Source organism: Streptomyces sp. NPDC006879 (genome assembly GCF_042869595.1).
Classification (GTDB): domain Bacteria; phylum Actinomycetota; class Actinomycetes; order Streptomycetales; family Streptomycetaceae; genus Streptomyces.
In genome coordinates, this window is record NZ_JBIAGC010000012.1 from 23,537 (window position 1) to 41,205 (window position 17,669).

The window sequence follows — 17,669 nt, forward strand, 5'->3', positions numbered from 1 at the left end:
GCATCCCGATTGTCGGCGTCATGGTGTGGAATGAACCCGTGCCCGCGCTCGACGAACCACTCCACAAGTCGCTCGGCCCCGCTACCGCCAAGGTGCTGGCCGAACACCTCGACCTGCACACGGTCGGTGACCTGTTGCACCACTATCCCCGGCGGTACGCGGAACGCGGTGAGCTGACTCCCTTGTCGGAGCTCCCGCTGGACGAGCACGTGACCGTGGTCGCGCAGGTCGCCGACGCCCGGATCCTCACTTTCAACCAGGGCCGGGGCAAGCGTCTGGAAGTCACCATCACCGACGGCAGCGGTCGCCTCCAACTGGTCTTCTTCGGCAAGGGCATCCACAAACCCCACAAGGACCTGCTGCCCGGCAGCCGGGCGATGTTCGCGGGCAAGGTCTCGAAGTTCAACCACAAGCTCCAGCTCGCCCACCCCGCTTATGAGCCCCTGGGCGCCGAGGCCAGTGCCGCCGATGCCGTGGACGCCTTCGCGGGACGGCTGATCCCCATCTATCCGGCCTGCAAGCAGCTGGAGTCCTGGAAGATCTCCAAAGCCGTCGACGCGGTGCTCGACCGGGCCGGCGAAGCCCTCGATCCGCTGCCGCCGGCTCTGCGGGCCGACCGGGGCCTGGCTCCCCTCCCCGAGGCCCTGCGGAAGATCCACCGGCCGCGCAGTCGGATGGAGGTGGAGGAAGCCCGGCACCGGCTCAAGTGGGATGAGGCCTTCGTCCTACAGGTGGCCCTCGCCCGGCGTCGGTTCGCCGACGGCCAGCTCCCGGCCGTTGCCCGACGCCCGCAGCCCGGTGGGCTGCTCGACTCCTTCGACGCCACGCTGCCTTTCACCCTGACCGAGGGGCAGCTGAAGGTCTCCGGGGAGATCTTCGAAGACCTCGCCACCCCGCACCCGATGCACCGTCTCCTCCAGGGCGAGGTGGGTTCGGGTAAGACGATGGTCGCGCTGCGGGCCATGCTGGCGGTGGTGGACTCCGGCGGGCAGGCAGCCATGCTCGCCCCGACGGAGGTTCTCGCCCAGCAACACCACCGGTCGATCACCGAGATGATGGGCGAGCTCGCCGAGGGAGGCATGCTCGGCGGTAGCGAACAGGGGACCAAGGTCGTCCTGCTCACCGGCTCGATGGGGGCGCCCGCCCGCCGGCAGGCGCTCTTGGACCTGGTCACCGGCGAGGCGGGGATCGTCATCGGCACCCATGCCCTGATCGAGGACAAGGTGCAGTTCCACGACCTCGGCCTGGTGGTCGTCGACGAACAGCACCGCTTCGGCGTGGAACAGCGCGACGCACTGCGGGGCAAGGGCAAACAGCCCCCGCACCTGTTGGTGATGACCGCGACTCCGATCCCGCGCACCGTCGCCATGACGGTCTTCGGAGATCTGGAGACCTCCGTTCTCGACCAGTTGCCTGCCGGACGCTCACCGATCGCCACCCACGTGGTTCCGGCCCAGGACAAGCCGCACTTCCTGGCCCGTGCATGGGAACGGGTCCGCGAGGAGGTGGACAAGGGGCACCAGGCGTACGTGGTCTGCCCCCGCATCGGCGACGGCGAGGACGAGCCGAAGAAGAAGGCGCCTGCCGGAGCCGATGCGGACGAGGGCGAGAAGAGGCCACCCCTGGCCGTGCTGGAGACCGCCGCCCGACTGGCCGGAGGTCCGCTGGCCGGGTTGAGCGTGGAGGTGCTGCACGGTCGGATGGACCCGGCGGACAAGGACGAAGTGATGCGCCGCTTCGCCGCCGGTCAGGTGCAGGTGCTGGTCGCCACCACCGTCATCGAGGTCGGGGTGAACGTCCCGAACTCCACCGTGATGGTGATCATGGACGCGGACCGCTTCGGGGTCTCCCAGTTGCACCAGTTGCGCGGACGGGTGGGGCGCGGTTCCGCGGCTGGCCTGTGCCTCTTGGTCAGCGAGATGCCGGAGGCCAGCCCCGCGCGGGCCCGGCTGGCGGCGGTCGCCGCCACTCTCGACGGCTTCGAGCTCTCCCGGATCGACCTGGAGCAACGCCGTGAGGGAGACGTGTTGGGCCAGGCCCAGTCGGGAGTGCGCTCCTCACTGCGGATGCTCGCCGTCATCGCGGACGAGGAGGTCATCGCCCAGGCCCGGGAGGAGGCCGTGGCCGTGGTAGGCGCCGATCCGGAGCTGGTGCGACTTCCGGGCCTGCGGACGGCACTGGCCGCACTGGTCGACGCCGAGCGAGAGCAGTACTTGGAGAAGGGCTGACGGATACGGCCTATCGTTGACATGCCCGTACTCCTGCGTGCGGTTCCCGACCCCTCAAGCGAAGGACCACCCCATGACCCGCGTGATCGCCGGTGCGGCCGGCGGCCGACGCCTGGCCGTCCCGCCCGGCACCGGCACCCGGCCCACTTCGGACCGGGCCCGCGAGGGGCTGTTCTCCACCTGGGAGTCCCTGTACGGGCCGCTGGGCGGGGCCCGCGTGCTGGACCTGTACGGCGGATCCGGGGCGGTGGCGCTGGAGGCGCTGTCCCGGGGAGCGGGCCACGCGCTGATCGTGGAGGCCGACGCCCGGGCCGGGCGCACGATTCGGGAGAACATCCGCGCCCTCGGCCTGCCGGGGGCGGAGTTCCGGGCCGGCCGAGCCGAACAGGTGGCCAAGGGGCCCGCCGCCGGCGCTCCTTACGACATCGTCTTCCTCGACCCGCCGTACGTGGTCGGCAACGGTGATCTTGGCGAGATACTCCTCACACTCGGCGCTCAGGGCTGGCTCACGGCAGACGCAATCGTCACCGTGGAGCGCAGCACACGAGGCGGCGAGTTCCGGTGGCCCGACGGCTTTGAGCCGCTCAGGTCCCGGCGATACGGCGAGGGGACCCTTTGGTACGGTCGCGCCGCCTTCAGCAGCGAAGACTCATGATGACCGGACCGGAGAGCGAGGGAGTTCAGTTGCGCCGCGCCGTCTGTCCGGGGTCGTTTGACCCCATTACCAACGGACACCTCGACATCATCGCCCGCGCCTCCAAGCTGTACGACGTCGTACATGTGGCCGTGATGATCAACCAGTCGAAGCAGGGACTGTTCACGGTGGAGGAACGGATCGAGTTGATTCGCCAGGCCACTGCCGACTACGGGAACATCGAGGTCGAGGCCTTCCACGGTCTCCTGGTCGATTTCTGCAAGCAGCGGGACATCCCCGCCATCGTCAAGGGCCTGCGGGCCGTCAGCGATTTCGACTACGAGCTCCAGATGGCCCAGATGAACAACGGACTGTCCGGGGTCGAAACGCTGTTCGTCCCCACCAACCCCACGTACAGCTTCCTGTCCTCCTCTCTGGTCAAGGAGGTCGCGGCCTGGGGCGGCGACGTCTCCCACCTGTTGCCCGCGATGGTCCATGAGGCGCTGATCGAACGGCTGGGGCGGAAGTAACGTCCCTGCGCCGACGTGGGAGGAGCGGCGGCGCAACTGACGCTCCTTCAGCTGGTGTCGGGTGGGCAGTCGGAAGCCGTACAGTCGTCCCGTCCGTCTCTTCAACAGCCGAGAGAGTTGCGAGTCCAGGTGGACGTGCAGAAGAAGCTCGACGAGATCGTCAAGACCGTCGGCAGCGCCCGGTCCATGCCCATGTCGGCCTCGTGCGTGGTCAACCGCGCCGAGCTGCTCGCCATGCTCGAAGAGGTGCGCCAGGCCCTGCCCGGCTCCCTGGAGCAGGCACGGGAGCTCATCGGGGGCCGGGAGCAGATGGTCCAGGACGCCCGTGCCGAGGCCGACCGCATCATCGAGTCCGCACACAGCCAGCGCGGCTCGCTGATCTCCGAAACCGAGGTCGTGCGGCAGTCCCGCGGCGAGGCCGACCGGGTCCTCACCGAGGCCCGGGCCGAAGCCGAGGAGATCCGCGCCGAAGCCGATGACTACGTCGACAGCAAGCTGGCGAACTTCGAGGTCGTCCTCACCAAGACCATCGGGTCCGTTGACCGGGGGCGGGAGAAGCTCCTGGGCCGTGGCCCCGGCCTTGACGACCACGGTTTCGCTGACGAGGACGCCCCGGAGCGCAGCCAGGACCCCCAGACCCTGCGCCAGGACGCCGATGCCTATGTGGACGCCAAGCTGGGGGCCTTCGAGGCGGTGCTGAGCAAGACCCTGGAAGCGGTCGGTCGCGGCCGGCAGAAGCTCCTGGGGCGGGTGGCCACCGACGACCTCGGTGCCCATGTGGCGGCCCAGGACGCCGCCGACGGGGGCGGTCGACCCGCCAGCGATGCGGATTTCCTGGCCGGCCTCGCCGAGCCGGCGGCGCCCGTGCCCCCGCAGCAGCCGGACTACCAACGCGATACGTACGCGTACCAGCAGGAGCCGGCGCAGCAGCCCGACCCCTACGCCGGCTACCCGCAGTACACGCAGCCGGAGCCCTATCCCGCTACCGGCGGGGTGGCCGTGTCCGGCGGGTACCAGGGCCAGTACGACCCGCGGCAGTCCGCGGACCCCTACGCCTACCAGCCGCAGCACCAGGACGCCTACGGCTATCCGCAGCAGCAGGCGGTCCACCCGGCGCAGCCCGCCCTGGACGAGACCAGCCTCTTCGACACCAGCATGATCGACCTCGACCAACTCCGGTCCTACGAGCAGGGCCGCTGACTCGGGCACCGGGTCCGCGTCCCGTCCCGGGCCCGGATTGGGCCTGAGGCGGAGCGGCGGGTATCCTGGCTCTTCGGTCGCGCGTGTGCGACGCGATCACTGCTGCCCGTACACGTCTTCTCGCGGAGACGATCCGGCAGCGCCCCAGCGAATCCGAAAGCAGGAACGGCCCTGAGCACCCGCCTCGACCACCGCAAGCCCCTCGTGTTCGAAACGCGCGAGCTGGGTCGGCGTCCTGGTGCGCAGCAGAAGGTGTCCCGCACCGTTCCGGCGCCGGCGGACTTCGGTCTCGCCGGTGTCATCGCAGTGCCGGAAGGCGCCTCGATGCAGATCGGGCTCCGTCTGGAGTCGGTCATGGAAGGGGTGCTTGTCACAGGCATCTCCGTGGCACCGGCTGTGGGCGAATGCGTAAGGTGTCTGGAGCCGCTTGAGCTGGAGCTCAATGCGCGCTTCCAGGAACTGTTCTCGTACCCTGACGCCGATGCCCGGGGCCGCCCGAAGGCGGAGCCGGCCGACGACGCCGAGGACGACGAGGACAGGTACTACGTCGAGGACGACCTGTTCGACCTCGAACCTGTGCTGCGGGACGCGGTGGTGCTCGCACTGCCGTCGCAGCCGGTGTGCCGGGAGAACTGTCTCGGGCTGTGCTCCCAGTGCGGGGCCAACCTGAACGAGGACCCGGACCACCACCACGACGCCGTCGACATCCGTTGGGCGGCACTGCAAGGACTCGTCGTAACCGATCAGGGCGACGAGAAGGACAACATGAGCGGCGCCGAAGCGGGCGTCGACGAGAAGCAGGAGAAGTAGCCGTGGCTGTTCCGAAGCGGAAGATGTCGCGCAGCAACACGCGCCACCGCCGGTCGCAGTGGAAGGCTGCGGTCCCCACCCTGGTTTCGTGTGAGCGTTGCCAGGAGCCGAAGCTGCAGCACATCGCGTGCCCGAGCTGCGGCACCTACAACAAGCGCCAGGTCCTCGAGGTCTGAGCGGTTGGTGAGAGGCGCAATGTCTGAACTGTCCAGCGCCAAGAAGCAGGCGGACAGTAACAACGCGGCCTCGTCCCACACGCTTCTGGAAGGGCGGCTCGGGTATCACCTTGAGTCCGCCCTTCTGGTGCGTGCGCTGACCCATCGTTCGTACGCGTACGAGAACGGCGGTCTACCCACCAACGAGCGCTTGGAGTTCCTCGGGGACTCCGTGCTCGGCCTGGTGGTCACCGACACGCTGTACCGGACCCACCCCGACCTTCCAGAGGGCCAGTTGGCCAAGCTGAGGGCCGCTGTGGTCAACTCTCGTGCGCTCGCGGAGGTGGGTCGCGGTCTCGAACTCGGCTCCTTCATCCGGCTCGGCCGGGGCGAAGAGGGCACGGGCGGCCGGGACAAGGCGTCCATCCTCGCCGACACCCTTGAAGCGGTGATCGGTGCGGTCTACCTCGATCAGGGACTCGACGCGGCCTCGGAGCTGGTTCACCGGCTCTTCGACCCGCTCATCGAGAAGTCCTCGAACCTCGGTGCCGGACTGGACTGGAAGACCAGCCTCCAGGAACTCACCGCGGCCGAAGGCCTTGGCGTACCGGAATACCTGGTCTCCGAGACAGGCCCGGATCACGAAAAGACCTTCACGGCTGCCGCCCGCGTCGGTGGTGTCTCGTACGGCACCGGCACTGGCCGCAGCAAGAAGGAAGCGGAACAGCAAGCGGCGGAGTCCGCATGGCGCGCGATCCGTGCGGCTGCGGACGAGCGGGAAGCCGCGGAAGCGAAGGCGAAGGCTTCGGCCGAAGCCGGTGCGACCAAGGCCGCACCGGTCGACCGCGCCACGGGTGACCCCGCTGGTGAGGACGCCTCCGCGGGCCGGGCCGGTACTGACGGCGGGGCGCCGAAACCCGCCGCCGACACCACCACCTGAACCGTTCCTTCAGGCACTTTCCCGCCCCGGCCCCACACCACTGGGACCGGGGCGGGGCCTTTTGGCACCGAGGTACCCTGCCACCCCCATACCACCGGAGGACTGACGTGCCCGAGCTGCCCGAGGTCGAGGTCGTCCGGCGTGGGCTGGAGCGCTGGGTCGCCGGCCGGACGGTCGAGGGCGTCGAGGTGCTCCACCCCCGCGCGGTGCGTAGGCACCCGGCTGGCGCTGCGGACTTCGCCGCTCGGCTGGTCGGCCAACGGTTCGCAGCGGCATGCCGGCGCGGCAAGTACCTCTGGGTACCTCTGGAGGACAAGGGCGTCTCCGTGCTCGGGCACCTCGGGATGAGCGGACAACTCCTGGTCCAGCCCGAAGGCGCCCCCGACGAGAAGCACCTGCGTGTCCGTATCCGCTTCGCCGATGCCACGGGCACCGAGCTCCGCTTCGTGGACCAACGGACCTTCGGGGGACTGTCCCTCCACGACAACACCTCCGAGGGGCTGCCGGACGTCATCGCGCACATCGCCCGTGATCCCCTGGATCCCGCGTTCGACGAGGCCGCCTACCACCAGGCCCTGCGTGCCAAGCACAGCACTCTCAAACGTGCCCTCCTGGACCAGTCGTTGATCAGCGGAGTCGGAAACATCTACGCCGACGAGGCGCTCTGGCGAGCCCGACTGCACTACGAGCGGCCCACGACCACCTTGCCCAGGGCGCGCAGCGTCGAGCTGCTGGGTCATGTACGCGATGTCATGAACGCCGCTCTCGCGGCCGGCGGCACCAGCTTCGACAGCCTCTACGTCAACGTCAACGGCGAATCCGGCTACTTCGACCGGTCGCTCGACGCCTATGGGCGAGAGGATGAACCGTGCCGCCGCTGCGGTACGCCCATGCGCCGGCGTCCTTGGATGAACCGGTCGAGCTACTACTGCCCGCGCTGCCAGCGAGCGCCGCGCCCGTAGCAGGCTTCCCCCGCCGTGGGACAGGAACCGTCCGGGGCCAGGGCCCCAGTCCCGGCCCCGGACGCGACGGTCGATCCAGCACCGTCGTCCCGTGTCTCCGCCCTCTTAACGCGCGGCACCCGTGGGGGAGTTCCCGCGGGGCCGGGGCTGTGGACCAGGGCGTCTTAGAAACCGAAGTTCTGCGTCCACCAGGGGCCGCCGTCAGCCAGGTAGGCGCCGACGCCCAGGGTGCGGTACTCGCAGTTGAGGATGTTCGCGCGGTGGCCGGGACTGTTCATCCAGGCGGTCATGACGGCTCGGGCATCGGCCTGGCCCCGGGCTATGTTCTCCGCGGCCATACCGGATATCCCCGCCGCCTCGGCCCGGTCCCACGGCGAGCGGCCGTCGGGATCGGTGTGGTCGAAGAAGCCCCGGATGGCCATGTCCTTGCTGTAGGCGCCCGCGAGTTCAGCGAGGGCGGGATCCATGGTCAGCGGCCGGCAACCAGCTGCGGCGCGTTCCTGATTCACCAGCGCCAGGACCGCGGCCTCCTCGTTGGAGGCGGTGTCGCCGCCGGGCGGCTGCACCGGCGGGGGGCTCGGCTTGGCCGTGGTGGGGGCCGGTTTCGGCGGTGAGGGCTTCGGCGCGGGCGGCGAGGTCTTCGGCTTGGGCGCCGTGGTCTTCGGGGGTTGCTCGGTCTTTTCCGTGGTCGGGCTGGGCGCCGCCGAGGGCTTTGCGGACGGCGTCGGGTTCACGGAAGCGGAGGCGGGTGTGTCGGGGGTCGGGCTGCCACCCGTACGGATGGTGCCGGCGCCGTGCCGCTGGCTGGGCTGCTCGGTGGGGAGGCCGTCGGCACCACCCTGTTGGGACAGAGCGGTGCTCGGGGTGGTGACCGCGCGTGCCCGGGTGTCCGGGTCGCCGCTGCTGCCGAGGATGAACTCATCTCCCACGGGCACCAGGCCGGTTGCCACCGCGGTGGCCCCGAGGGCCATGGCCGCGGACACGCCCAGCAGGCCGGTTCGTACCGGCACGGACCTGCGCCCCTGGCGTGGACTTCGATGGCGTCCCATCCGCTGTGCCTTCCTTGACGTGCAGACCGGGGACCAACTCGGCTCAAGATCAACGCTGATGAGGAGATCCACCCGGGCCTCATCCGTTCGGGTGAGGCTGTCGAGCGGCGACTGTAGCCCATGCGGAACCAGGGGTGATGTGCTCGCGCAGGGATTGTCCCGTTAGCGTTCTGACATGAGTGATGACGTCCGGCTGACCGCTTGGGTACGCGGCCGTGTGCAGGGAGTAGGCTTCCGCTGGTTTACCAGGGCAAACGCTCTGGAGATCGGGGGGATCGTCGGGTTCGCGCTGAATCTCGACGACGGCCGGGTACAGGTCGTGGCCGAGGGTCAACGTGAGAATTGCCACCGCCTGCTCGACTGGTTGCGTTCCCCCGCCACCCCGGGGCGCGTCGACGGGGTGACGGAAATATGGGGTGCGCCGCGCGGTGGATACGGAAGCTTCGAAATCCGCTGATTATCCTCCTGGGCCGGTTGCCGGGCGCGGCGACTCGTGGAAGGCTCGGCAGTACGGAGGACCGTTACCGGCGAGTCGTCACCCGAGCGGGCTCTCGCAGGACATTCCCGCCGTGCTGGCGTGGTCATGACCGCCGACGGATACGGGGCGTGATCGTGTTGACCGTCAAACTTTTTGGTGAGACGCTGGAAGCCCCGCGCACCTGAGCTGTTTGGCAGTGTTGGTACGAGAACCGCAGTGACCACGAACACTGCCGGACGCGGCGGGTGCGATTCCCTCACGACCCACACCGCTTCGGTCGGTCACTCAGTGTGGAGGACCATCCATCATGGCAAAGGCGCTTCTCGGTTACGTCGGCGGTTCCGACCCGCGACTCCTCGCCGAGATGCGACGGCTTCAGCAGCGCGTCCAGGACCTTGAGTCCGAGCTCGTACGGATTCAGTCCGAGAACGACGCGCTGACCGCCGCCGCTCATCACGACGACTCGCTGCTGAACAGCATCGACCTCGACGTACCCCAGGCGGAGCCTGCGCTCACCTGACCCAGTCCGTGTGAAGGGCCGGTCGGGCTGCCCTGTCAACCGCTACGAACCATGCGAGCACGCACGTGCAAGGGACGCTTCGGCGTCCCTTCTTGCTTTTGATTCCCAGGCGCGATCACCGCCGGACGATCCTTAACGGCTGATCTGCCCTGCACGTTCATGGGTGAAACCAGACGTGAAAGGTAGAGTCCGGCGGTGTGCACCTCAAGGCCCTGACCCTGCGCGGCTTCAAGTCCTTCGCTTCAGCCACCACCTTGCGGTTCGAGCCCGGGATCACCTGTGTGGTGGGTCCCAACGGCTCGGGCAAGTCCAATGTGGTGGACGCACTCTCCTGGGTCATGGGTGAACAGGGCGCGAAATCCTTGCGCGGCGGCAAGATGGAAGACGTCATCTTCGCCGGAACCACCGGGCGACCGCCGCTCGGTCGCGCCGAGGTGTCCCTTACCATCGACAACTCCGATGGCGCGCTGCCGATCGAGTACGCCGAGGTCACCATCACGCGGATCATGTTCCGCGGGGGCAGCAGTGAGTACCAGATCAACGGTGACACCTGCCGGCTGCTGGACATCCAGGAACTCCTCTCCGACTCCGGCATCGGCCGTGAGATGCACGTCATCGTCGGCCAGGGGCAGCTCGACTCCGTACTGCACGCGGACCCCATGGGGCGCCGCGCCTTCATCGAGGAGGCTGCCGGCGTCCTCAAACACCGCAAGCGCAAGGAGAAAGCGCTGCGGAAGCTGGACGCGATGCAGGCGAACCTCGCCCGGGTCCAGGACCTGACCGAGGAGCTGCGTCGCCAACTCAAACCGCTGGGACGCCAGGCAGCAGTGGCCCGTCGGGCGGCGGTGATCCAGGCGGATCTACGGGATGCGCGGCTCCGACTCCTCGCCGACGACCTGGTCAGGCTCCGCTCCGCCCTCGATGCGGAGATCGCCGACGAGGCGGCGCTGAAGGAACGCAAACAGGTCGCGGAGGCCGACCTCGCGGCGGCCATGCGCCAGGAAGCGCAGCTGGAGGAAGAAGTACGACAACTGGTCCCACGGTTGGACCGTGCCCAGCGGAACTGGGTGGAACTCTCACGCCTGGCGGAACGGGTCCGGGGCACGGTCTCGCTCGCCGACGCCCGGGTCAAGAGCGCCAGCACCGCGCCGGACGAGGAGCGCCGGGGTCGAGATCCGCAGGAGCTGGAGCGAGAGGCGGCCCGTGTCCGGGAACAGGAAGCCGAGCTCGAAGCCGCGCTGGACGCGGCGAGTCGAGCCCTGGAGGACACCGTCGAACACCGGGCCGAACTGGAGCGGGCCCTGGCGGCCGAGGAACGTCGGCTCAAGGACGTGGCGCGGGCGATCGCGGACCGGCGCGAGGGCCTTGCCCGGCTGCACGGCAAGGTCGGCGCCGCCCGCTCGCGGGCAGGCGCCGCCCAGGCTGAGATCGACCGGCTCACAGAGACTCAGGAGGCGGCTGCGGAGCGGGCGGTGCGGGCGCAGGAGGAGTACGAGGAACTGCGGGCGGAGGTCGAGGAACTGGAAGCGGCGGACGCCGCCCTGGCCGAGGAGCACGAGAGCGCCCGCGCGGAACTCGCGGCGGCGGAATCCGCCCTGGGTGTCGTCCGGGAAGCCGTGACCACCGCTGAACGACAACGGGCGGCGGTTGCCGCGCGCCACGAGGCGCTGTCCCTGGGGCTGCGCCGCAAGGACGGCACAGGTGCGATCCTGCAGGCCCGTGACCAGCTCGCCGGGGTGCTCGGCCCCGCCGCCGAGTTGCTCTGTGTGGCGCCGGGCTACGAGGTTCCGGTCGCCGCGGCCCTGGGCACGGCGGCAGACGCGATCGCGATGGCAGGCCCCGCCGCAGCGGCTGAGGCCCTGTCCCTGCTGCGGGCCGAGGACGCCGGGCGGGCGACGCTGCTGCTGGCCGGCCCGACCCAGGAACCTGCCGTGTCAGTACCACCCCAGGCCACCTGCTCGGCGCCGGCCGGGCAGGTCGGCGCCGAGGGTGGGGGCGCAGCACCAGCCTCCGCCGCTCCCGTGCCCCGAGCGGTCAGCGGCCCGGTGCCGGTGGCGGTGGTCCCGCGGAAGCGCACCGCGGTGGCGGAGCTGGTGCAGGGACCGAAGGAACTGCTGGCGGCGGTGCGCTGGGTGCTGCGGGACTACGTGGTGGTGATCGATCTGCTGGAGGCCAGCGCACTCGTCGCCGACAGCCCCGAGCTGGTGGCGGTCACTTCGGACGGCGACGTGTTCGGTGCGCACTTCGCTCGTGGTGGTTCAGCGGGGGCGCCCAGCCTGCTGGAGGTGCAGGCGTCCGTGGACGAGGCGGCAGCGGAGTTGGCCCGGTTGACGGGCCGGTGCGAGGTGTTGGTGGCCGACCAGCAGGCCTCCTCGGAGGCCCGCCTCCAAGCCGCGGCGCGGGCCGAGGAGCTGGACCAGCGCCGGCGGGCCGCGGATCGCGAGCGCTCGGCAACGGCCCAACAGTTGGGGAGACTCGCAGGTCAGGCCCGGGGAGCCGGTGGTGAGGCGGAGCGGAGCGCGGCGGCTTCGGCACGGGCGCAGGAGGCGTTGGATGACGCCTTGGCCGAGGTGGAGGAGCTGACCGAGCGGCTGCTCAGTGCCGAGGAGATGCCGGTCGAGGAGGAACCGGACACGTCCTCCCGGGACCGACTTGCCGCTGACGGGGCGAACGCCCGACAGACCGAGATGGAGGCCCGCCTGCAACTGCGCACCCACGAGGAGCGGGTGAAGGCGCTGGCTGGCCGTGCGGATGCACTCGACCGGGGAGCCCGGGCCGAACGAGAGGCGCGGGCTCGGGCCGAGAGACGACGGTCCCGGCTGTGCCACGAGGTCGCGGTGGCGGGAGCGGTCTCCGCCGGCGCCCGTCAGTTGCTCGCCCATGTCGAGGCCTCCCTGGTGCGGGCCAAGGAGGAGCAGGTGTGCGCGGAGGCCGCGAAGGCCGCTCGCGAGGGGGCACTGGCCACGGCGCGGGTCCGTGGTCGTGACATCAAGGCCGAGCTGGACAAGTTGACCGATTCGGTGCACCGCGGGGAGGTGCTCGGCGCGGAGAAGCGGCTGCGCATCGAGCAGTTGGAAGTCAGGGCACTGGAGGAGCTGGGGGTGGAGCCGGCCGGGCTGATCGCCGAGTACGGTCCGGATCAGCCAGTACCGCCGGCCCTGCCGGCCGAGGGTGAGGAACTTCCGGGCGACCCCGATCACCCGCGCAATCAGCCGGTCGTGTTCAACCGTATGCAGCAGGAGAAGCGACTGAAGGCCGCGGAGCGTGCGTACCAGCAGCTCGGCAAGGTCAATCCGCTGGCCCTGGAGGAGTTCGCGGCCTTGGAGGAGCGCCATCAGTTCCTCGGCGAGCAGCTCGCGGACCTCAAGAAGACCCGTGCTGATCTCCTTCAGGTCGTGAAGGAGGTCGATGAGCGGGTGGAGCAGGTGTTCTCTGAGGCCTGCCGCGATACCGCGCGTGAGTTCGAAGGGGTTTTCTCCCGGCTGTTCCCCGGCGGTGAGGGGCGCCTCGTGCTGACCGACCCCGACAGCATGCTCACCACGGGGGTGGACGTGGAGGCGCGACCCCCGGGGAAGAAGGTCAAACGGCTGTCACTGTTGTCGGGTGGTGAGCGCTCCCTGACGGCGGTTGCCCTTTTGGTCTCCATCTTCAAGGCCAGGCCCAGCCCCTTCTATGTGATGGACGAGGTGGAGGCGGCGCTCGATGACACCAACCTGCAGCGGCTGATCGGCATCATGCGGGAGCTCCAGGAGAGCTCGCAGCTGATCGTCATCACCCATCAGAAGCGGACGATGGAGGTGGCCGACGCCCTCTACGGGGTGTCGATGCAGGGGGACGGTGTCTCGAAGGTGATCAGCCAGCGGCTGCGCTGATCACCCTGGTGCGCAACCCGCCCGAAGCTTGTGTTCAGATTATGTACGCATGGGACCTCTGGCTCGTCCAAAAATGGTGATCAATGAAGTCTTGACTTCGGAAGTTGAATGCATAGGCTCGGGTTGGCCGCGAAGGCCTGGCGAGTGGTGGCCCAACTGGTCCTGTGCACCACTAGAAGGAAAACCATCAGGAGCCCACCTTGACCAGCACCGCGTCAGCAACGCCCGGAGGCCGCGCGTCGCATCCCGACCACCTCGGCCACGTCATCTTCATCGCCGCTGCGGCAGCGATGGGCGGATTCCTCTTCGGTTACGACAGCTCCGTCATCAACGGCGCGGTCGAGGCGATCAGGAGTCGGTTCGACATCGGGTCGGAGGCGCTCGCCCAGGTCATCGCCGCCGCGTTGATCGGCTGTGCGATGGGCGCCGCCACCGCCGGACGGATCGCTGACCGCATCGGCCGCATCCGCTGCATGCAGATCGCCTCGCTGCTCTTCACCGCAAGCGCCGTCGGTTCCGCCCTGCCGTTCGCCCTCTGGGACCTCGCCCTGTGGCGCGTCGTCGGCGGTTTCGCCATCGGCATGGCCTCGGTGATCGGGCCGGCCTACATCGCGGAGGTCTCGCCTGCCGCCTACCGAGGTCGCCTCGCCTCCTTCCAGCAGGCCGCCATCGTCATCGGCATCGCCATCTCACAGCTGGTCAACTGGGCAATCTTGAACCTCGCCGACGGTGAACAGCGCGGCAAGATCGGCGGCCTTGAGGCATGGCAGTGGATGCTGGGCGTGATGGTCATCCCGGCGGCCCTCTACGGGCTGCTGTCCTTCGTCATCCCCGAATCCCCCCGCTTCCTGGTGGCCGTCGGCAAACGCGAGCGGGCCAAGGAGGTGCTGCGCGAGGTCGAAGGCTCCGGGATCGACGCCGACGCCCGGGTCGCCGAGATCGACCTGGCCATGCGCTCCGAGCACAAGTCCACCTTCAAGGACCTGCTCGGCGGTCGGTTCGGGCTGCTGCCCATCGTCTGGGTGGGCATCGGGCTCTCGCTCTTCCAGCAGCTCGTCGGCATCAACGTGATCTTCTACTACAGCTCCTCGCTGTGGCAGTCGGTCGGCATCGATCCGACGACCTCGTTCCTGTACTCGTTCACCACATCCATCATCAACATCGTCGGCACCGTGATCGCGATGATCTTCGTGGACCGCATCGGCCGAAAGCCGCTCGCCCTGATCGGTTCCGCCGGCATGGCGATCTCCCTCGGCCTGGCCGCCTGGGCCTTCTCGTACAAGAGCGAGTTCGACGGCGAGATCACCCTGCCCGACACGCAGGGCACAGTGGCCCTCGTCGCCGCCCACTGCTTCGTGCTCTTCTTCGCGCTCTCCTGGGGCGTGGTGGTCTGGGTGCTGCTCGGGGAGATGTTCCCCAACCGCATCCGTGCCGCCGCCCTCGGCGTGGCCGCCTCCGCCCAGTGGGTGGCCAACTGGGCGATCACGGTCACCTTCCCGACCCTGTCCGACTGGAACCTCTCGGGCGCCTACATGATCTACACCTTCTTCGCCTTGCTCTCGATCCCCTTCGTGCTCAAGTGGGTGCCGGAGACCAAGGGCAAGGCGCTGGAGGAGATGGGCTAACCTCCCCGCCTCGCCCCTCTCCTTCTCGGCAGGTGTTGCCCCGGCTCATTCCCTGAGCCGGGGCAACACCTGTTCGCAGAGCAACTGCAGGCTGCGCCAGCCTTCGTCGACGGGCATGCCCCCGCATAGCGGATGCAGGACGAGGTTCCCCGCTTCTCCGGCCTCACGTGCCCTGGCGACCGCGTCGTCCGGAGTGAGGATGCGGTACACGCCTTCGGCCCGCAGCTCCGACACCCCCCGGGCATTCGAACGGACGGCTGAGCGGATGTCCTTGGACTGCCAGGAGGCGTACGTGCCGGCTTCGTGCAGGAAATGCTGGCCGTAGGTCTTCCAGGCGTGGTCGGGGTCTTCGGCGATGTGGAGGAGCGGCGTCTGGGCGGGGGGCATCAGACAGAAGCCCTCGGTGCCGTGTTCTTCGAGCTGCTCGCGGTAGTACTGCTCCAGTTCCGGAAGGTGGGCACTGGGAAAGAAGGGCAGTCCCAGCCGGGCCGCGCGTCTGGCTGCGGCCTTGGAGCTACCGCCCACCAGTAGCAGGGGGTGTGGTCGGGTGTGGGGGCGGGGGGTGACCTGGACGGTCCGGCCGCGGTAGGCGAACGGTTCGCCCTTCCATGCCTGTAGCAGGGTTTCCAGCAGTTCGTCCTGGAGCCGTCCGCGCCGGCTCCACTCCACCCCGTGCTGCTCGTATTCGGCGCGCCGGTAGCCGATGCCCGCCACCGTCACCAGGCGACCTTTGCCGATCAGGTCGAGTACCGCGATGTCCTCCGCAGCGCGCAGCGGATCGTAGAGCGGGCCGATGATCGCGGAGATGGTGACGGAGATCCGCCGGGTAGCGCCGAGGACCGCGCCGGCGAAGGTGAAGGGGGAGGGGAGCCAGTTGTTCGCGGTGCCGTGGTGTTCCTCGGTCTGCACGGTGTCCACGCCATGGGCGTCCGCGTACCGTGCCATCTCCAGCGCGGCCTGGTAGCGAGCGGCGAGGGTGTCGGGTGTGCCGTCCGGGTCGGTCAGGTTGAAGCGGGCCACGGTGACAGGCATGGCGGAAGTCCCCCTTCGCCGATCGGTACCGGGAGGGGGACCGTAACTGACGTTCCATCAGTTTGGTAGGGCTGCGGCGAGCTCCGGTTCACCCTGCGAGGTCGGCCCGGGCTCCGCGGTCGGCCTCGCCCGTACGAGCGCGGCGTAAAGGCCGGCGGAGGTCAGTACGCCCACCACCCAGCCCAGGCCGTTCTCGCCGATCCAGGTCCCGGCGAGCGGGCCGCTGAACCAGTCCACCCGGGTGAAGGCCAGGCCGGCCAGCAGTGCGAAGCCCCATGCGGTCATCGCCTGCCAGGCGAATCCGCCCCGATACCAGTAGGCGCTGGATCGCGTGGTGTCCAGGAGCGCTTCGGCGTCATAGCTCTTCCGGCGCAGCATGTCCACGCCGAACACTCCGATCCACGCGGAGAACGCCACTGCCAGCAGAGTCAGGAAGGAGATGAAGGCACCGAAGAAGCTGGTCGCGACGACCATGAGCAGGAACCCGCCGACCAGGCTGATGACCGCATTGACGCTCACGGCCCAGGCGCGCGGCACCCGGATGCCCAGGGTCTGCGCCGTGAAGCCGGCCGAGTACATCGACATCGAGTTGATCAGCACCATGCCGACCAGGGCGATCAGCAGGTACGGGACGGCGATCCACAGGGGCAGCAACTCCCCGATGAAGGAAACCGGGTCCTGGGCTGACGCCAGATCGGGGGTGCCCACCGCCATCACCGCTCCCATCAGGACCATGGGCAGGACGACCACCCCGGCCCCGCCGACGGTCGCCCCCACCACACCCGTGGCGGAGGCGGTCTGCGGCAGGTATCGGGTGAAGTCCGGACCGGAGGGTACCCAGCTGATGCCGCCGGCGGCGATGGTGCCGATGCCCGCGATCATCATTGCGGAGGAGCCCGCCGGCCGGCCGAATACGGCGGTCCAGTCCGTGTCGACCACCAGGTAGCCGAGCACCAGCACGCTGAAGGCCCCGAACAGATAGGCCGACCAGGTGCTACAGGCGCGCAGCGCGTTGATGCCGAGGCCGGAGACCAGGAAGGTGCAGCCCACGAAGAACAACAGGGTGAGGACGATCAGGAAGGTGTTGCTGCGCACTTCGAAGAGCAGGTCCAAGACCGTCAGCAGGGCGTAGGCGCCGGTGACGGCGTTGATGGTCTCCCAGCCCCAGCGGGCCACCCAGATGAGGGAGCCGGGCAGCAGGTTCCCCCGTTGGCCGAAGACGGCACGCGACAGCGCCATCCCCGGCGCACCACCTCGTTTGCCGGCGATCGAGATCAACCCCACCAGGCCGTAGGAGACCAGCGGCCCCGCCGACGCCACCACCAGCACCTGCCACAGGTTGAGCCCGCCCGAGACCACCAGCCCGGCCCCCATGGTCAGCAGGAGCACGCTGATGTTGGCGGCGACCCAGGTCGGTACCAGCTCGCGGACCCGGCCGGTGCGCTCCTCATCGGGAACGGGCTCCAGGCCGCGGGTCTCTATCACGCCGTCGGACTCGGCAGGCATGCACACTCCGTGGTACGAGCGGGGGAGGGGGAGTTGTCCATCATCACCGGATTGCCCGCCAAACCACAAATAGCGAAATTGGCGCTGATTGGGGGGTGCAGGTCCAGGGTGCGGGTCACCCGTGGCCG

The 17,669-nt window shown here is 69.0% G+C and carries 15 protein-coding genes; 12 read left to right on the forward strand and 3 right to left on the reverse strand.

Annotation, left to right across the window (positions count from 1 at the left end):
- The first annotated feature begins 20 nt into the window (after positions 1–20).
- The 8 genes from recG to mutM all read left to right on the forward strand — a co-directional run bounded on the left by recG (position 21) and on the right by mutM (position 7,459).
- Complete coding sequence (gene recG / locus ACFYMC_RS12280; protein ID WP_388522776.1) at positions 21–2,228, forward strand: ATP-dependent DNA helicase RecG; 2,208 nt, start codon at positions 21–23, stop codon at positions 2,226–2,228.
- 37 nt (positions 2,229–2,265) lie between these two features.
- Positions 2,266–2,883: a 16S rRNA (guanine(966)-N(2))-methyltransferase RsmD gene (gene rsmD, locus ACFYMC_RS12285; RefSeq protein ID WP_388522779.1), complete on the forward strand. Its 618-nt coding sequence runs from the start codon at positions 2,266–2,268 to the stop codon at positions 2,881–2,883.
- A gap of 29 nt (positions 2,884–2,912) precedes the next feature.
- Complete coding sequence (gene coaD / locus ACFYMC_RS12290; protein WP_388523076.1) at positions 2,913–3,392, forward strand: pantetheine-phosphate adenylyltransferase; 480 nt, start codon at positions 2,913–2,915, stop codon at positions 3,390–3,392.
- A 129-nt stretch (positions 3,393–3,521) separates the two neighbouring features.
- A complete protein-coding gene (locus tag ACFYMC_RS12295) occupies positions 3,522–4,592 on the forward strand; it encodes a cell division initiation protein (RefSeq protein ID WP_388523078.1) in 1,071 nt (356 codons plus the stop codon).
- Between the two features lie 171 nt (positions 4,593–4,763).
- Positions 4,764–5,402 carry a YceD family protein gene (locus tag ACFYMC_RS12300; protein ID WP_388523081.1) on the forward strand — a complete coding sequence of 213 codons (639 nt, stop codon included), beginning with the start codon at positions 4,764–4,766 and terminating at the stop codon, positions 5,400–5,402.
- Between the two features lie 2 nt (positions 5,403–5,404).
- Entirely contained in the window at positions 5,405–5,578 is a 174-nt protein-coding gene (gene rpmF, locus ACFYMC_RS12305) for a 50S ribosomal protein L32 (RefSeq protein ID WP_003965982.1), read from the forward strand.
- A 19-nt stretch (positions 5,579–5,597) separates the two neighbouring features.
- Positions 5,598–6,497, forward strand: coding sequence for a ribonuclease III (gene rnc / locus ACFYMC_RS12310; RefSeq protein WP_388522782.1), 900 nt, complete (start codon positions 5,598–5,600; stop codon positions 6,495–6,497).
- 107 nt (positions 6,498–6,604) lie between these two features.
- A complete protein-coding gene (gene mutM / locus ACFYMC_RS12315) occupies positions 6,605–7,459 on the forward strand; it encodes a bifunctional DNA-formamidopyrimidine glycosylase/DNA-(apurinic or apyrimidinic site) lyase (RefSeq protein WP_388522785.1) in 855 nt (284 codons plus the stop codon).
- Between the two features lie 164 nt (positions 7,460–7,623).
- Here the strand turns inward: mutM and ACFYMC_RS12320 are convergent, their stop codons facing one another.
- Entirely contained in the window at positions 7,624–8,469 is an 846-nt protein-coding gene (locus ACFYMC_RS12320; RefSeq protein ID WP_388522788.1) for a CAP domain-containing protein, read from the reverse strand.
- A 214-nt stretch (positions 8,470–8,683) separates the two neighbouring features.
- Between ACFYMC_RS12320 and ACFYMC_RS12325 the strand changes: the two genes are divergently transcribed.
- The 4 genes from ACFYMC_RS12325 to ACFYMC_RS12340 all read left to right on the forward strand — a co-directional run bounded on the left by ACFYMC_RS12325 (position 8,684) and on the right by ACFYMC_RS12340 (position 15,003).
- On the forward strand, positions 8,684–8,965 hold the full coding sequence (locus ACFYMC_RS12325; protein WP_388522790.1) for an acylphosphatase: 282 nt from the start codon (positions 8,684–8,686) through the stop codon (positions 8,963–8,965).
- Positions 8,966–9,293: 328 nt separating this feature from the next.
- Positions 9,294–9,506 carry a hypothetical protein gene (locus ACFYMC_RS12330; protein WP_388522792.1) on the forward strand — a complete coding sequence of 71 codons (213 nt, stop codon included), beginning with the start codon at positions 9,294–9,296 and terminating at the stop codon, positions 9,504–9,506.
- A 197-nt stretch (positions 9,507–9,703) separates the two neighbouring features.
- Positions 9,704–13,378 (forward strand): AAA family ATPase, encoded by a 3,675-nt coding sequence (locus ACFYMC_RS12335; RefSeq protein ID WP_388522795.1) that lies wholly within the window; start codon positions 9,704–9,706, stop codon positions 13,376–13,378.
- Positions 13,379–13,578: 200 nt separating this feature from the next.
- Positions 13,579–15,003, forward strand: coding sequence for a sugar porter family MFS transporter (locus ACFYMC_RS12340; protein WP_388522797.1), 1,425 nt, complete (start codon positions 13,579–13,581; stop codon positions 15,001–15,003).
- Between the two features lie 45 nt (positions 15,004–15,048).
- On the opposite strand, the gene ACFYMC_RS12345 is transcribed toward ACFYMC_RS12340, so the two are convergent.
- Together ACFYMC_RS12345 and ACFYMC_RS12350 are read right to left on the reverse strand one after the other, a co-directional pair.
- The gene (locus ACFYMC_RS12345; protein ID WP_388522800.1) at positions 15,049–16,035 is read right to left on the reverse strand and encodes an LLM class flavin-dependent oxidoreductase; all 987 of its coding nucleotides are present in this window, start codon (positions 16,033–16,035) and stop codon (positions 15,049–15,051) included.
- A gap of 57 nt (positions 16,036–16,092) precedes the next feature.
- Positions 16,093–17,541, reverse strand: a complete 1,449-nt coding sequence (locus ACFYMC_RS12350; protein WP_388522803.1) for a cytosine permease — start codon at positions 17,539–17,541, stop codon at positions 16,093–16,095.
- Positions 17,542–17,669 lie beyond the last annotated feature (128 nt).

What these genes read in the sequence shown, in the direction of transcription:
- recG (WP_388522776.1), top strand. Translation starts at nt 21, where the DNA reads ATGGTGTGGAATGAACCCGTGCCCGCGCTCGACGAACCACTCCACAAG.
- rnc (WP_388522782.1), top strand. Translation starts at nt 5,598, where the DNA reads ATGTCTGAACTGTCCAGCGCCAAGAAGCAGGCGGACAGTAACAACGCG.
- ACFYMC_RS12325 (WP_388522790.1), top strand. Translation starts at nt 8,684, where the DNA reads ATGAGTGATGACGTCCGGCTGACCGCTTGGGTACGCGGCCGTGTGCAG.
- ACFYMC_RS12330 (WP_388522792.1), top strand. Translation starts at nt 9,294, where the DNA reads ATGGCAAAGGCGCTTCTCGGTTACGTCGGCGGTTCCGACCCGCGACTC.
- ACFYMC_RS12345 (WP_388522800.1), bottom strand. Translation starts at nt 16,035, where the DNA reads ATGCCTGTCACCGTGGCCCGCTTCAACCTGACCGACCCGGACGGCACA.
- ACFYMC_RS12350 (WP_388522803.1), bottom strand. Translation starts at nt 17,541, where the DNA reads ATGCCTGCCGAGTCCGACGGCGTGATAGAGACCCGCGGCCTGGAGCCC.